This window comes from Xenophilus azovorans DSM 13620 (assembly GCF_000745855.1).
In the GTDB taxonomy this organism is placed as follows: Bacteria; Pseudomonadota; Gammaproteobacteria; order Burkholderiales; family Burkholderiaceae_C; genus Xenophilus; species Xenophilus azovorans.
Map to the genome: position 1 here is coordinate 1 of NZ_JQKD01000088.1, position 12,376 is coordinate 12,376.

Below are 12,376 nucleotides of genomic sequence, written 5' to 3' on the forward strand. Positions count from 1 at the left end.
GCGCCCCTCGCCGGCACTGCCGGCGCCGATCGCGCGCATGCGCAGCTGGCCGCCGCCGGCGGCCGTGGCCAGCGACGACCAGGCGCAGGCCTGCGAGACATCCACATCTACACCGGACAACCCGCAAGGGCGCGGCTCAGCGCCGCGGCCGGCCTCGCCTTCATTGGCAAGGGGCCGGCCGCGGTTAGCCGGTGTAGATGTGGATGGCGAAGCCGCAAGCGAAGCGCGCAGCGCCGGCAGGTCGCCGGCGCGAAGGCGTCAGCCGAGCACAGCGAGGGAAGGATGGAAGCCCGTAGGGGCGAGACAAGTCAAAAGGCGCAGGCTCGATGCACAGCACGACAGCCCGGCCGGCATAGCCGGCGACGCTGCGGCCAATGTAGCCATATAGCTACAATCGCAAAATCAACTGCAAGGAAGCCTTCCGCGGGTTCAAGGGCTCCCGAGTCAGCTTTCTGGTGAGATTCGTCATCGCAGGGAAGGACCAAGGAGAAACATGATCACGCACACCCTCTCCGCGCGCGAACTCGCGCAGAACCTCAGCCACGCCAAGCGCCTGGCCACCGAAGGCCCTGTGTTCATCACCGACCGCGGCAAGCCGGCCTTCGCGCTGCTGCGCATCGAGGACTTCCATGCCCTGAGCGGCCAGCAGCAAGATATGTCGCTGCTGGAGATGATGCAGAGCATGCCCAGCACCCAGGGCATCGACTACGAGGCCCCGCGCCTCATCGGTGAACTGCGAGAGCCGGTGTACTGATGTACCTGCTGGACACGAACGTAATTTCGGAACTGCGGCCGGGCAAGGCCCAAGCCAGCCCCGCCGTCCTGGCCTGGGCTGCTTCCGTCCCCCACAACCAGCACTTCATTTCCGTGGTCACCGTGTGCGAGCACGAAATGGGCGTGCTGCGGATGGAACGCAGAGACCCGAAGCAAGGCGAGGCCCTGCGCGCCTGGTGGAACGCCACCCGAAAAGCCTTCGGCTCGCGCACCCTCCCGTACCTCGAAGCCGAGGCCATGCGTTGCGCAACGCTGCACGTGCCGGACATGATGGCCTTCCGCGACTCGATGATCCTGGCCACCGCCCTGGTGCACGGCATGACGCTGGTCACGCGCAACGAAAAGGACTTCCAGAACGCCACCGCGCTCGCGGCGGGCGTACAGATCCTGAATCCATGGCTCGACGCATAGCGAGCGAAGCCGCCGGCCTTGGCGCGGAGCCTCGTAGCGACTGACCCGGCAGCCGGCAGTCAAAGAAAGAGCCTTAGGGCCCGTTTTTCTTGCCCGCGCCGAGCGGGCAAGCACCAGACGCCGCCGGCGCCTGGCTGCATTCAGATCAGGCCCAGCAGCACGAGCCAGCTGTCGGGATGATCGGGCTCCACCGTGTCGCCGTCCGGCGTCTCGCAGACGCTATCGAAAGTCCAGTCTTCGAGCTGGTCGAAGTCGGGCGTGTCGTAGACGCGGCCGCGCCAGGTGATGGTCGCGGGAAATGCAGTGCCGATGGTGGCCATGGTGTTGCTCCTGCCGGTACGCGCCGGCTGCGCGCCGGGCGATCGCCCGACGAGAAGCAAAGGCGGTGACGGCGACAGGCGCCGGGGCACCCGCAGGGCCGTAACGCAGTGAAGGACGCCACAGGCGTTGCGCCGGCGCAGCCGACACCGAAGATTGCGAATCAAAGGGTGATTGCCCGTGCGCACGGAGGACACCTGGCGCCTGGCACGCGCGGCCGCTGCGGTCGATCTGGCAAGATGCTTCCAGACCGAAATATCAGAGAGGAAACATCGTGCGTCTGCTGCTGGCCATCTTCCTGCCCTTCCTGGCGTTCTTCACGATCGGGCGGCCGATCGCCGGCATCGTCTGCCTGATCCTGCAGATCACGCTGATTGGCTGGCTTCCGGCGGCCATCTGGGCCGTCTATGCGCTGAGCCAGTACAAGACGGATCGCAAGATCGAGAAGGCCCTGGGAAGCCGCTCAGGTAGCTGAGCTGCCCCATCCCGCGCACGCGCAGTTGGCCGGCGCATCAATGATTGCTTCAATCTGCCCTGGCCGGCAACCGCCAGCTGGGTCAGGAATTGCATCTGAGGGCGGGCGCGTCCCCCACGGGAGCCAGCGCCGGCGGCGCTGGACCGGTCTTTCTCGGGATCAACCGTAGAAAAAGAAAACGCCAGTCACCCTTTCGGATGACCGGCGTGTTCCGCTGCTGAAGAAACTTCATTAGCCTGACAACCGCAGTTTCTTCCGGCCGACCATCCCGTGTCAAGCACTCAATCCCCGAACACTTCCTCCATCGCCGCACGCCGCCGGCGCTGCTGGGCACGGTAGTAGATCGCCGTGGTGCGCGGATCGGCCTGGCCGAGATTCGCCTGCAGCACGTCCACCGGCACGCCGTGCTCGGCTGCCCTGGTCGCGTGTGTATGGCGAAGCCAGTGCGTAGACGCGACCCGCGCATGGGCGCATTCCTCCTCGCTGAGATCCGAGGCGGCCAGGGCCGCTCGGATGAAGCGCTTGAGGGCCGGGCGCAGCGTGGAGTAGGTGATGTAGCCGCGGCGCTCGCGCTCGGCGCGCGCCTCCAACTCGTCCGCCGGCATGCGCACGGTGCCGGAGCCGTGCGGCGGCAACTTGTCGCCCGGCTCCTCTGGCCGCTCCAGCCGCGCCAGGAGCGGCGTGTTCGGATGCGTCGCGCCGAGCCGCAGGCCGCGCGCGGCGAAGTAGATGGCCGTGGCCCGCCAGGCCGACGCTGGAACGGGCACCGTCCGGTTCTTGGCGCCCTTGCCATGCACGTGCAGCCAGATCCCGTCGTCCTGCTGGATGAAGTCGCCGGCTCGGCCGCGCAGCAGCTCGGCGGCGCGCAGACCGCATGCCCGACAGAACAACAGCAGCCATGACATGCGAGCACCCGCGTCCGGCTCCAGCCGCTCAGTGTGCTCGATCAAGGCAGTCCAGACGGCCGGCGTGAATGCCTTGGAGGCATCCCGAGGCGGGGCCGCCGGATCGTCCGGCACCCGGCGGTTCACGGACAGCCAGGGGTTGACGGCAGCTCGACCGTCCGCCACCAGCCAGTTGAAGAACGCCTCCAGCACGGCCAGCGCGAAGCGCTGGCTCGTCACGGAGAGCTGGCCTGCGAACGGCGCCCAATCGGGCGACGTGCGCGGCGCGTGCTGCCGGCTCACCCATTCACGCGGCACCGCCGCGATGAACGCGATGTAGTCTGCGCAGTCGTCGGACCTGGCGGCGACCAACCGCCGCCCGCGCTCGACGCGCAGCCACAGGCCGAAGCGCTCCGCCTCGCGGCGGTAAGCGGAAGCCGTCGCCGGAGAGCGCGTGCGGTGTTTGATCCACGTCGTCACCGCCTCCTCATCGGCCGAGACCAGCGACATGGGCCCACGGCCGGCATCGCCATCCGCCGGCGGTGGCAGCGCGGCCCAGCTCGGCGGCGCCGAGACGCCGACAAGAGCCTGCACCTGTTCCTCCAGCCTGGCGGCCTTCTTGGGCCCATAGGCACGGATCTGCCGCCACCAGCGGCCGCGCAGGGCGATGTGGTCGCGCAGCTGCCCGAGCGTGGACAAGCCGGCGTCATCCAGCCGGCTGGCCAGGTCGGCGGGGAACCAGCCGGCCACCGGGTCAGACAGGCTAGGCGGCTCGATCGCGAAATTCTCAAGGCCAGCCAGTAGCGCGCGCCGCGTGCGGCGCAGGCGGTCCAGCTGGGCGACCTTGCGCGCATCGAGGGCGCCGCTTTGCTTGCCGAATTTCTCCTCATACAAGTCCCGCAGCTCGGCCGCCGACCAGTCCTCCAGGCCGTTCTCGGCGGCCCAGTCCTCCAGGCTTGGCACGTCAGCTGCGGCAGCCGGAGAAGGGGGAAGAGCGAGTGGGATCTGCAGCTGTAGCAGCCGCCAGCGCGAGCCACCGAACGCACGGCGCGCAACCAACATGGCGGAGCGCACCGCCGCCTCGTGAGCCAGCTGGGCGTGCCGCGGGGTCGGCCCATCGACGTCCAGATAGGTGCGCGCCGCGACCTCGGGCGGAACGCCATCAGCCACGGCTCGAAGATGAGCGAGAACGTGGCGGCTGAGGCGAACGGCCTCCGAAGATGCCGTCATCGATGCACGTGCGTCATGGCGTAGCCGTGAGCGCGACGCCTCTTGGCGATGCCATCCAGGGCCTTGCGGCACTCGCCGTCGTCGGATTTCGGGCTGATGACCAGGCGCCCCGCCGGCGTGCCGATGCGGCCCCAGCAACTCATGAGGGCCCAGCCGCCCCACAGGTCCCGCGAAAGCCGCACCTCGTAGTAGCGCATCAGGCCAGGATGCTCCCACCGCAGGTAGGTTGCGGGGCCTTCAAGGAGCGGGGGCTGAGCGGGCAGGGCGGTCACGGAGGGGCGATTTCGCGGGCGCGAACTACAGGCTTGCCGAGAGCAATGTCTGCCTGCGACGCTGCATCGCAGACCAGCCGGCATAGAGCACAAACGCCCACAGCAGGAGGATGGCAGGTGCGAAGGACCGCCATGGGAAACCACGGTCCGGCTGCGGCCGCGCGGTCATGCCGGTGAAGCCGTCCTTGCCGAACACAACCACCCGGCCGTCAGCCTGGAGGACCGTGTAGTCACCGGACCATGTGCGAGAGAGATCGCCCCGGACAGTCTGCCCGTCCCTCAGCACGACCTCGACCCCCGGTATGGGGTTGGCCTTCAGGTTCCACGTATCGCCGAAGCTCAAGGCCTTCGGCAACAAGAAGAGCATGAGGCAGGCGAGGAGGGCGAGAGCAGTCAAGCTGGTCAAGAAGCGCTGGACTGGCCCCCCCGGAATTTCGCGCCCGCGAATTGGCGCTGTCATGGCTTCTTGGAACTGAAAAAGTCGGCGACGGCGGACTGCAGGGATTGGGAGGCCGCGTTGAGGACGAGACGGGTCGTCGATTCCACGTCCGATGCGCGCTCCAGCGCCTGCACCTCGCATTCCATGAGATCACGCCCCTGGGCACGCACCTTGGCCGCGTACTGGCCAGCAATCGTCTCGGCGGGCCACGGGCGCGCCGCGCTTCCCGGAACCATCTCGAACGGTGCGAGAGGATCGGGCTTGACCGCAGACTCGACCGCGTATGCGGTCATCCCGGCCACGACGTCCAGAACCGGGATCGGGCAGGCCAGGAGGACCTTGTAGCCCACGCTGTCCTCGAACCTGTTGTTGGAACGAATGGCAGCGCGCAGCTCGCCGATCTGCTCGACAGTCGGCGGATCTCCGAAGAGGTTGAAGTTCATCGGCTCCGCCCTAGGCGCGAATGAACTTGCGGCCTTGCGAGAACCAGTTCTTGGCTTCGCCAGTGTTGCCCACGGCCAGTACGCCCATGACGTGCTGCAGGCAACCGGCGGCCCGATCCCTGGAGATCTCGCCGGCGGCGTAGTCATCGAGGACGAAACCGATGAAGGCGTCCATGTTGTCATGGTCGCGCTCTGTGAAAGGGTCCGCCGGATCGCGGGGAAGGGAAGGGTGTGATGACACGGAAGCTCCTTGTGTGACAGAAGGGAGAGGGCCTGTTTGACCGATTTTCGCGCCCGCGAAATTGGCAGCTTTTCATTGAACCCTGAACCGTGCCCGCCGATGAATCAAGCACTTAGCGCGCTGCACGTCATTGAGTTCTGAACTGGAATTTCGCGCCCGCGAAACTCGTAAGTCCTTGATTTGCTTAATTTTTAGGCACCTCGGACGGACGATCGCCTAGATGCCATCATAAATACAGTACGGCGCTAAGTACAGTTATCGCCGTATAGTTTTCTTGCATTCCATGTAGATACGTGTATATACTTACTGGCACGGGCCCACGGTGGGCTCGACAGGGAGAGTCGAATGCAAGATTGGTACGTGACCTACATGGACGCGACGGGGCGCCGCAGGACCTTTGAGGTCCCTGCTGACAACCAGGCCGACGCCGGCCAACTGGGCGAGGTCCTGGCTGCCGCCTGGGCGAAGCAGGAGGGCATGCCCGCTGCGCCCAAGCAGAGTCACTGCGCACCGGTGCCACCGGACTGGATCTGCGTGTTCGGTCAGCGCGAGCGAGATGGCGGCATCACGCGCGTGACCTATGCGCCGACCACCGACGCCCTCCTGACCGCGGACAACGAGAAGTTGTCGCCCTGGATTGGTGACGAGCCACTGCCGTGGCGTCTGGATCTGCGTGCCCACTCCCCGAGTGGACTGGAATGGGGCTACATGGGCAGCGGGCCGGCGCAGCTCAGCCTGGCCGTCAGCGCTTTTGTGCTGGGCGATGAGAAGGCCGAGCGGGTTTATCAAGGTTTGAAAGAGCGGCTGTTCGCTGGAATCCAGTCGGCTGGATGGTCGGTGACTGCCGGCCGCGTGCGCGAGCTGGCCGCGGAAGTCGAATCAGGGAAGGAGGACCGAGCATGAATACCGTTCTCACGAAATGCGCACGCGACTCCCTCAAACTCCTCACGTTGGCTATCGCGGGCTGGGCAGCCGCAGGGGCCTTCTTCGAGTACTGGGACCACATCGCAGCCGGCTTCAAGTTCATCGTCGCCGCCGGCGGCTTCTGGCACACCTTTTCATTGCTAGTCGCAGGAACCATTGCTGCCAGCTACATGTTCTGCGTCTACCAGGCCAAGTGTGCCGAACAGGAGAGCTATGACGGCTTCTTCGCTTGGGGCCGCACACTGGCAATCTTGATGGTGCTGTGCGGCATCGGCGCAACGGGCGCCTATTGGGCAGAGATCTATATCGGTCTCGATTGCGGGGAATGGTATTGCGCACGTCATGAATGGCGCCCTTGGCGGGCCGTGGCTGCGGCGATGCAAATCATTGCCGCGATCCGTCTCGTGGCGCTGGACCTCGACACCACGGTGAGGCAGTGAAGATGGCTTCACCGAACAACAACAAGACACGGCTGTCATGTGCGCTGCAGACCGCCAGATGGGCGGTCCGCGCCGCAGCGGGTTGGGCCGCTCTCATGCTGGTGGTGAACTACAGCCATGAGTTGTTCGCCGCGATCAATGCGGTAAGCAACGCAGTGACGTATTTGCTTTCCGGGGGCGGCTTCTGGCACACATACGTGCTCGCAGCAGCGTGCTCGCTCACCAGTTGCTACCTGACCTGCAGGAGCCGCGCCTTCGAGGACGGGCGCAAAGCTTTCCAAGCGAGTGGCCGGGCCACCGTGGTGGCTATTCTGGCAGTCCTGCTGTGCTTCGGAATGTGCCTAGGCTATGCCGACCAGATCGCCATCGGATCGGACTGCAGGGAGGAGTGGGCCGATTCGGGATTCCTCATCCCGGAACAGATCCGGCGAAGGGTCTGTGAGAGCTACAAGGTGCAAGCCGACATGCTCATTGCGACGATCATTGCCGCAATCTTCACCGTGGTCACATTCATCTCGGCACTCAGCAGCCTCGGGCCAAGCTCGTATAAGCTCGACTACGAAGCCGAACGACAACCAGGGAGCGCCGATTGATATTCCTCCTCGCCATGACTGGCGCATGCCTTTGCGCCCTCGCACTCTTCGGCGAAGAAATCACAAGGGCGCTGGTTTTTGGCAGGATGGCCTAGTTACGACGCCGGCAAGAGTACGGAACTGAAGATGGGTATCGAGCGGATGATGAAGAATGCCGTGCAGCCCGACCGACAAAATTGAACATGCCCGCAACCCATCACGACATACTCCCGGCAAAGACGGCGAAGCTGTTCAGGAGCGGCGGCAGCCAGGCGGTGCGCCTGCCCTCCGAATTCCGATTCGAGGGTGATGAGGTCCATATCTGGCGTGACGAACTCACCGGAAACGTCGTGCTGTCTGAGCGCCGGCGTGTCACCTGGGCCGATTTCACCGTGCTGCGCGACCAGATGGCCCCCAAGGTTCTGCAGCAGTACATGAAGGACCGCCACCAGCCCGCCAGCCACCCACATCAGGCAAACATCGACGGAGCGGCTTGAAGATGCCGCTGTTCATGCTGGACACGAACGTCGCGGGTGCGATCGTGAGGGGATCTCCACAAGCGGAAGCCCGGCTGCAGGCCCTTTCTCGGGACGAGTGGTGCATCTCCGCGGTAACGCGGTCGGAGTTGCGCTTCGGGCTTGAGCTGATGCCGAGGCCGGCCGCCCTGGCGAGCCTCATCGACACCTTCCTCGATCTCGCCCCTACTGCGCCGTGGGAAAAGGCCGCGGCAGACGAGCATGCGAAGCTGAGGGCCAGGCTCAAGCAATCCGGCCGGTCGATAGGAACATACGACGCGATGATCGCCGCGCACGCCCTATGCCTGCGCGCAGTGCTGGTGACGGACAACAAGCGCGACTTCGGCCAGGTCGACGGTCTGGCCACCGAGAACTGGCTGCTCCCATGACGAAACTCCCCCCTGGAACACCGACCGCAAGTCAGAATTCCTAGACCGTGAGGAATGCACTTGACCAATGTTAGTTATGTTACTAACATCAAGGCATTCACTCATGGAGGAATCGTGGACAAGGACATCATCGAAACCAGAGGCGCAGAAGCGCTGCAGCGCCTGTTCACGGTCGCCAACCGCGACTCGGGCCAGTGCCGCTACATCGCGCACTTCCTGCTCGGCCTCTACAACGGCCATCGTTTCCCCTTCGATCTGACCGATCTGCGCGGCCTGGATAACGAGTTGTTCGAGGACTGCATGACCGTGCTGCGGATGGATGCGCGCGTCACACAGCAGGAAGTGCACCTGTACTTCGAGAACGGCGGCAAGCGTTTCGAGCAGCTGGCCAGCGACTGGCAGGTAGAAGACATGGAGAAGGTCCGAGCAGATGCAAAGCGCGCCGCGCAGCCCGTGGGCTCGCCCGCGCCGCTGCACGATGGCGGCACGTGGACGGGTGCACTGCACACTTACGGCGATGCACCCGGCTACAGGGACGTGTCGATCTACGTGAAGCTCGGCGAGCAGGCAAATACGCAGGTGGAACTGAGGCTTTCCCCGTCCGATGCCGAGACGGTCATGATGCACATCGCCCGCGTGCATGCACTGGCCTGGGGAGATGGCGAACGCGGGCCGCTGGACAAGAAGGATGGCGAGAGGCGGCCGGGCTGGCTGGACCGGGCGCCGGCGGACTGGTGAAAGGAAACCTCATGGGACACGCACAAATCAAGACGGTCACGAGCCGAGAGTTCGTGCACAACGTCAGCGCGGCGAAGCGCGTAGCGAGCGAAGGCGGCACGGTCATCATCACCGACCGCGGCGAGCCATCCCTGGCGCTCATTCCGATCTCCGAATACCGGCGCCTGACGAAGTCCGACAAGAACCTCGTCGAACTGCTGCGCATGCCAGAGGCCGATGGCATCGAAATCGACTTCGAGCCGGTTCACATCGAAGCGAAGGACATCGACGCATGACAGCGACACAAGCCACTGCCGAGCCCTGCTTCGCATGGATCGAGGAGCGCGGCGGCCCTGCCGTGACCTGGGCCGATTCGGGGCGGCATGCCTTGTCCGGCGACGGGCTGGTGGGCTTTTGGCAGCGGCGCCCAGCGCGAGCACGAAAGCATCAGGAAGAGCATCGAAGACGAGGCGAGGCCTCGGTCGATCGAGATCTACCCCATCCGCAATCCTTCGGATCAGGACGGGTCGGTGCGCTGGGAATCGTCGCTCAACGTGGGCGGCGATCGCCGCGCGCGTGCTCACGGAACGGCCCGCAGCTTTCCGGAAGCCGTGGCGATAGCCGAGGCATACCGCCACGAGATCCGCGAGATGGGAGGCCTCACCTGGTGGCTGGAATCCGAAGACCGCTGGGTCAGCTGGCTCGGGCCGTTCAACCTGGAGACAACGAAGATCACGCCGTCCCTGGGCGGCGACAGCTACTGGCACTATCAGGTGAGCGGCAACGCACAGACCCTGGAGGAAGCCGCGCTGCTGGCCAGCCTGGGGCGCGTGCCCGCGGCTGGAGGGCTGGACACATGTGGGTAAGCCGCCAGAGATGGCATGGCGCCGCCATCGGACAGGGGGCCTGATGCTGCTGCTGGACACCAACGTCATCTCCGAAGTCCGAAAGAGCACCTGCCACCCGAACGTGCAGGCCTGGATGGCGGCGCAGGCGACCGACACGCTCTACATATCCTCAATCACTGTGCTGGAGATCCAGCGGGGCATCAGCCAATTGGCACTTCGCGGCGACGAGCTGCAGGCGGCTGTGCTGAACCGGTGGCTCGAAGACATGGTTCTACCGGCCTTTGCAGGGCGAATCCTCTCCGTCGATCATCTGGTGGCCAGGCGCGCGGCTCGCCTGACCTGGGCTGATGCACGCGACTACCGCGACCCCCTCATTGCCGCGACGGGGTTGGTGAACGGCGCAACCGTCGTGACGCGCAACATCAAGCACTTCGATGCAACCGGAGTGCAATTGCTGAACCCGTGGGATCACAAGGCAGGGTAGGGGGCCGTCGCGTGCTCCGCTGGATGCCACGCATTGCGGCCGCAGTACTTGCACTCGCCGCGGCGACGGCCTATGCCGACTTCACCGGGAAAGTGGTCGGCGTTGTCGATGGCGACACCCTGGATGTGCTCGTCGAGAAAAGGCCTGTGCGCGTGCGCCTGGCGGAAATAGACGCACCAGAGAAGCGGCAGGCCTTCGGCACCCGGGCCCGCCAGAAGCTGAGCGAACTGACCTTCGGCAAGACCGCAACGGTGCGCGACCACGGCACGGATTGGCGGGGCACGCGAACGGTCGGCCATGTGCTGGTCGACGGTCAGGATGTAGGGCGGAGCATGGTGGCTGCGGGGATGGCCTGGGCGTATCCGCAATACGTGAAGGACCGAAGCCTCTACGACGTTGAGGCACGAGCACGCGCCGAAGGCCGCGGCCTATGGGCCGACGCATCCCCGACGCCTCCGTGGCGCTGGCGGGCGGAAGGAAGGGCCGCAGCCAAGGCGCAGGCCATAGACTGACTTGCAGGTCGATTTCGCGCCCGCGAAACTAGACAGGAACGCGCCGGCCGGCCATCACAAGGCCGGCGCAGGCGCTCAGCCAAAGAGGTTCATCTGTTCCATCCGCTGGGCGACCAGACGCTCGCGGATGTCGGCAAGATCCTGCCGGCCGGTGGCACCTGCCGCTGACTGAATGGTCGCCACTGTCGGCTCCCCGGCAGGCTGGGCATCCACCGCCGCCGACCCGTAGCGGCGATGCAGTCGCCAGTCCCACCCGTGAAGGACATGGGCCGGCGTCAACCAGTGCCCCCACACCTCTGTGCTCAGCGCGTTGCCATGCAGGACGATCGCAGGCAGGTGAAGGAGAGAGAACTGCATGTAGGCCATGTGGGCGGCCGTAGCGTCCACGTCGATCGCCGTGACGTGCATGGCACGCTGGTAGTTCACGCCTTGCTCCGCGATGGCATTGGCCATCGCAATCACCATCCCGCCGGCGCCGACCGCCGGCTCACACACCGTCAGAAAACCATGCTGCTCAACCTGACCGCGCACGTCGCCGGTCAGCATGCCTGCCATGAGGCGCGAGACCTCGAAGGGCGTGAAGAACTGGCCATTCCAGTGGTTGCCCAAGTCCAGCAGCATGAACAGCTTCCCGAGGCAGTCATCCATGCCCGATTCAAGCCACGCCACCAGATGCGAAAGCAGGGCGGGGAACACCTCCAGTTCGGCGACGCTGTAGCCCTTGACGATCTGCAGGTAGCGCGCCTCGCGCTTATCGAACTGGGCCTTGTCCACGGCGTTGCTGATACTCAGCGCCGACAGTTCGCAGAAGTCGGCAAAGACCTGATGCGGTCGATGCCGGCGCGAAAGCTCTTCAATCATGCGGCCCATCTCTCGCGCGTGGTCGCCGTTGCGGGCGATGGCCGTTTTGGTCTTCTGTCGCATCGACACGGCCACCTATTCCTAGTCGATGGCCCTCAGGATCAACGCCGCCTCCGGATGCGTCAGCACGAACGCCCGCAGCGCGTGGAACGAATCAACCAGCGCCGCGCCGCCGTCGCCCTTGGCTACCTCCGAAAAGCACAGATGGCTGAGCGTGAACAGGGTCGCAACGATGCCTGCAGCATCTGCCGACAACTCCCCCTCGAAACCATTGCCCTCCACCGCCACCCGGAACCGCTCAGACGACGCGGGTGCCATGTAGAAGCCACCGTTCGATACCTCGTAGAAGTTCCAGAGTCCGCCCCGGTAGTCGCTGCACAACTCCTGCATCCAGCAATAGACCTCGTGCTCTCCCTGCGCCATCAGTCGGGGCCCGAAGTAGAAGGGCAGGAAATCCAGCCGTTCGGCGCTCTTCACCAGGCGAGCCACGGGATTCCCTGGGTTGGTGGCGGTTGCAGTCATCATGAATTTGCTCCATTCAAGCCAACCGGGTTCCAAGATTCCGAGCCCATCAACATCTGAGGTTCGGAGGGCATGCGGCAGCCCCGGTGTTGCTGCCGCCGTACT

At 65.1% G+C, this 12,376-nt stretch carries 21 protein-coding genes; 13 read left to right on the plus strand and 8 right to left on the minus strand.

The features are described 5' to 3' along the window. Positions 1 to 493: 493 nt before the first annotated feature. On the plus strand, positions 494 to 754 hold the full coding sequence (locus Q392_RS25360) for a type II toxin-antitoxin system Phd/YefM family antitoxin (RefSeq protein WP_038214781.1): 261 nt from the start codon (positions 494 to 496) through the stop codon (positions 752 to 754). Further along, positions 754 to 1,185, plus strand: a complete 432-nt coding sequence (locus Q392_RS25365) for a type II toxin-antitoxin system VapC family toxin (RefSeq protein WP_038214784.1) — start codon at positions 754 to 756, stop codon at positions 1,183 to 1,185. The genes Q392_RS25360 and Q392_RS25365 overlap by 1 nt, the downstream gene beginning before the upstream one ends. Positions 1,186 to 1,325: 140 nt before the next feature. Here Q392_RS25365 and Q392_RS25370 read toward each other — a convergent pair whose 3' ends face one another. After that, a complete protein-coding gene (locus Q392_RS25370; RefSeq protein WP_038214787.1) occupies positions 1,326 to 1,505 on the minus strand; it encodes a hypothetical protein in 180 nt (59 codons plus the stop codon). Positions 1,506 to 1,777: 272 nt separating this feature from the next. Between Q392_RS25370 and Q392_RS25375 the strand changes: the two genes are divergently transcribed. Beyond that, positions 1,778 to 1,978 carry a YqaE/Pmp3 family membrane protein gene (locus Q392_RS25375; protein WP_038214790.1) on the plus strand — a complete coding sequence of 67 codons (201 nt, stop codon included), beginning with the start codon at positions 1,778 to 1,780 and terminating at the stop codon, positions 1,976 to 1,978. A gap of 281 nt (positions 1,979 to 2,259) precedes the next feature. Here the strand turns inward: Q392_RS25375 and Q392_RS25380 are convergent, their stop codons facing one another. The 5 genes from Q392_RS25380 to Q392_RS33535 form a co-directional block, all read right to left on the minus strand. Beyond that, positions 2,260 to 4,032, minus strand: a complete 1,773-nt coding sequence (locus tag Q392_RS25380) for a phage integrase family protein (RefSeq protein ID WP_211260296.1) — start codon at positions 4,030 to 4,032, stop codon at positions 2,260 to 2,262. Between the two features lie 56 nt (positions 4,033 to 4,088). After that, positions 4,089 to 4,289: a WGR domain-containing protein gene (locus Q392_RS33685; RefSeq protein ID WP_038214805.1), complete on the minus strand. Its 201-nt coding sequence runs from the start codon at positions 4,287 to 4,289 to the stop codon at positions 4,089 to 4,091. A gap of 100 nt (positions 4,290 to 4,389) precedes the next feature. Next, a complete protein-coding gene (locus Q392_RS25390; RefSeq protein ID WP_157008271.1) occupies positions 4,390 to 4,770 on the minus strand; it encodes a hypothetical protein in 381 nt (126 codons plus the stop codon). A 50-nt stretch (positions 4,771 to 4,820) separates the two neighbouring features. Then, on the minus strand, positions 4,821 to 5,246 hold the full coding sequence (locus Q392_RS25395; protein ID WP_038214809.1) for a hypothetical protein: 426 nt from the start codon (positions 5,244 to 5,246) through the stop codon (positions 4,821 to 4,823). 10 nt (positions 5,247 to 5,256) lie between these two features. Next, positions 5,257 to 5,421, minus strand: a complete 165-nt coding sequence (locus Q392_RS33535) for a hypothetical protein (protein WP_169748352.1) — start codon at positions 5,419 to 5,421, stop codon at positions 5,257 to 5,259. A gap of 435 nt (positions 5,422 to 5,856) precedes the next feature. On the opposite strand from Q392_RS33535, the gene Q392_RS31505 reads away from it, so the two are divergent. From Q392_RS31505 to Q392_RS25450, 10 genes are all read left to right on the plus strand, one after another. Beyond that, positions 5,857 to 6,390 (plus strand): DUF6166 domain-containing protein, encoded by a 534-nt coding sequence (locus tag Q392_RS31505; protein WP_245610820.1) that lies wholly within the window; start codon positions 5,857 to 5,859, stop codon positions 6,388 to 6,390. After that, positions 6,387 to 6,851, plus strand: coding sequence for a hypothetical protein (locus Q392_RS25410; RefSeq protein ID WP_038214812.1), 465 nt, complete (start codon positions 6,387 to 6,389; stop codon positions 6,849 to 6,851). Before Q392_RS31505 ends, Q392_RS25410 begins: the two co-directional genes overlap by 4 nt. A gap of 2 nt (positions 6,852 to 6,853) precedes the next feature. Further along, on the plus strand, positions 6,854 to 7,444 hold the full coding sequence (locus Q392_RS25415) for a hypothetical protein (RefSeq protein ID WP_157008273.1): 591 nt from the start codon (positions 6,854 to 6,856) through the stop codon (positions 7,442 to 7,444). Between the two features lie 182 nt (positions 7,445 to 7,626). After that, positions 7,627 to 7,920 carry an antitoxin gene (locus Q392_RS25420; RefSeq protein ID WP_051953956.1) on the plus strand — a complete coding sequence of 98 codons (294 nt, stop codon included), beginning with the start codon at positions 7,627 to 7,629 and terminating at the stop codon, positions 7,918 to 7,920. A gap of 2 nt (positions 7,921 to 7,922) precedes the next feature. Beyond that, positions 7,923 to 8,327: a type II toxin-antitoxin system VapC family toxin gene (locus tag Q392_RS25425; RefSeq protein WP_038214818.1), complete on the plus strand. Its 405-nt coding sequence runs from the start codon at positions 7,923 to 7,925 to the stop codon at positions 8,325 to 8,327. A gap of 114 nt (positions 8,328 to 8,441) precedes the next feature. Continuing rightward, the gene (locus Q392_RS32320; protein WP_245610817.1) at positions 8,442 to 9,065 is read left to right on the plus strand and encodes a DUF7673 family protein; all 624 of its coding nucleotides are present in this window, start codon (positions 8,442 to 8,444) and stop codon (positions 9,063 to 9,065) included. 11 nt (positions 9,066 to 9,076) lie between these two features. Beyond that, positions 9,077 to 9,340: a type II toxin-antitoxin system Phd/YefM family antitoxin gene (locus Q392_RS25435; protein ID WP_038214821.1), complete on the plus strand. Its 264-nt coding sequence runs from the start codon at positions 9,077 to 9,079 to the stop codon at positions 9,338 to 9,340. Positions 9,341 to 9,427: 87 nt separating this feature from the next. After that, the gene (locus Q392_RS25440; RefSeq protein ID WP_038214824.1) at positions 9,428 to 9,910 is read left to right on the plus strand and encodes a hypothetical protein; all 483 of its coding nucleotides are present in this window, start codon (positions 9,428 to 9,430) and stop codon (positions 9,908 to 9,910) included. Between the two features lie 43 nt (positions 9,911 to 9,953). Further along, complete coding sequence (locus Q392_RS25445) at positions 9,954 to 10,376, plus strand: PIN domain-containing protein (protein WP_038214827.1); 423 nt, start codon at positions 9,954 to 9,956, stop codon at positions 10,374 to 10,376. A gap of 11 nt (positions 10,377 to 10,387) precedes the next feature. Further along, positions 10,388 to 10,888, plus strand: coding sequence for a thermonuclease family protein (locus Q392_RS25450; RefSeq protein ID WP_245610818.1), 501 nt, complete (start codon positions 10,388 to 10,390; stop codon positions 10,886 to 10,888). A 75-nt stretch (positions 10,889 to 10,963) separates the two neighbouring features. Here the strand turns inward: Q392_RS25450 and Q392_RS25455 are convergent, their stop codons facing one another. Then, positions 10,964 to 11,812, minus strand: coding sequence for an N-6 DNA methylase (locus Q392_RS25455; protein WP_051953957.1), 849 nt, complete (start codon positions 11,810 to 11,812; stop codon positions 10,964 to 10,966). An 18-nt stretch (positions 11,813 to 11,830) separates the two neighbouring features. After that, positions 11,831 to 12,376: antirestriction protein (locus Q392_RS25460; RefSeq protein ID WP_245610819.1), on the minus strand; the 546-nt coding region annotated here is incomplete at its 5' end.

What these genes read in the sequence shown, in the direction of transcription:
- Q392_RS25425 (WP_038214818.1), top strand. Translation starts at nt 7,923, where the DNA reads ATGCCGCTGTTCATGCTGGACACGAACGTCGCGGGTGCGATCGTGAGG.
- Q392_RS25395 (WP_038214809.1), bottom strand. Translation starts at nt 5,246, where the DNA reads ATGAACTTCAACCTCTTCGGAGATCCGCCGACTGTCGAGCAGATCGGC.
- Q392_RS25410 (WP_038214812.1), top strand. Translation starts at nt 6,387, where the DNA reads ATGAATACCGTTCTCACGAAATGCGCACGCGACTCCCTCAAACTCCTC.
- Q392_RS25455 (WP_051953957.1), bottom strand. Translation starts at nt 11,812, where the DNA reads ATGCGACAGAAGACCAAAACGGCCATCGCCCGCAACGGCGACCACGCG.
- Q392_RS25360 (WP_038214781.1), top strand. Translation starts at nt 494, where the DNA reads ATGATCACGCACACCCTCTCCGCGCGCGAACTCGCGCAGAACCTCAGC.
- Q392_RS25440 (WP_038214824.1), top strand. Translation starts at nt 9,428, where the DNA reads ATGCCTTGTCCGGCGACGGGCTGGTGGGCTTTTGGCAGCGGCGCCCAG.
- Q392_RS25445 (WP_038214827.1), top strand. Translation starts at nt 9,954, where the DNA reads ATGCTGCTGCTGGACACCAACGTCATCTCCGAAGTCCGAAAGAGCACC.
- Q392_RS25370 (WP_038214787.1), bottom strand. Translation starts at nt 1,505, where the DNA reads ATGGCCACCATCGGCACTGCATTTCCCGCGACCATCACCTGGCGCGGC.
- Q392_RS25420 (WP_051953956.1), top strand. Translation starts at nt 7,627, where the DNA reads ATGCCCGCAACCCATCACGACATACTCCCGGCAAAGACGGCGAAGCTG.
- Q392_RS25365 (WP_038214784.1), top strand. Translation starts at nt 754, where the DNA reads ATGTACCTGCTGGACACGAACGTAATTTCGGAACTGCGGCCGGGCAAG.
- Q392_RS25435 (WP_038214821.1), top strand. Translation starts at nt 9,077, where the DNA reads ATGGGACACGCACAAATCAAGACGGTCACGAGCCGAGAGTTCGTGCAC.
- Q392_RS25415 (WP_157008273.1), top strand. Translation starts at nt 6,854, where the DNA reads ATGGCTTCACCGAACAACAACAAGACACGGCTGTCATGTGCGCTGCAG.
- Q392_RS33535 (WP_169748352.1), bottom strand. Translation starts at nt 5,421, where the DNA reads ATGGACGCCTTCATCGGTTTCGTCCTCGATGACTACGCCGCCGGCGAG.
- Q392_RS31505 (WP_245610820.1), top strand. Translation starts at nt 5,857, where the DNA reads ATGGACGCGACGGGGCGCCGCAGGACCTTTGAGGTCCCTGCTGACAAC.
- Q392_RS33685 (WP_038214805.1), bottom strand. Translation starts at nt 4,289, where the DNA reads ATGCGCTACTACGAGGTGCGGCTTTCGCGGGACCTGTGGGGCGGCTGG.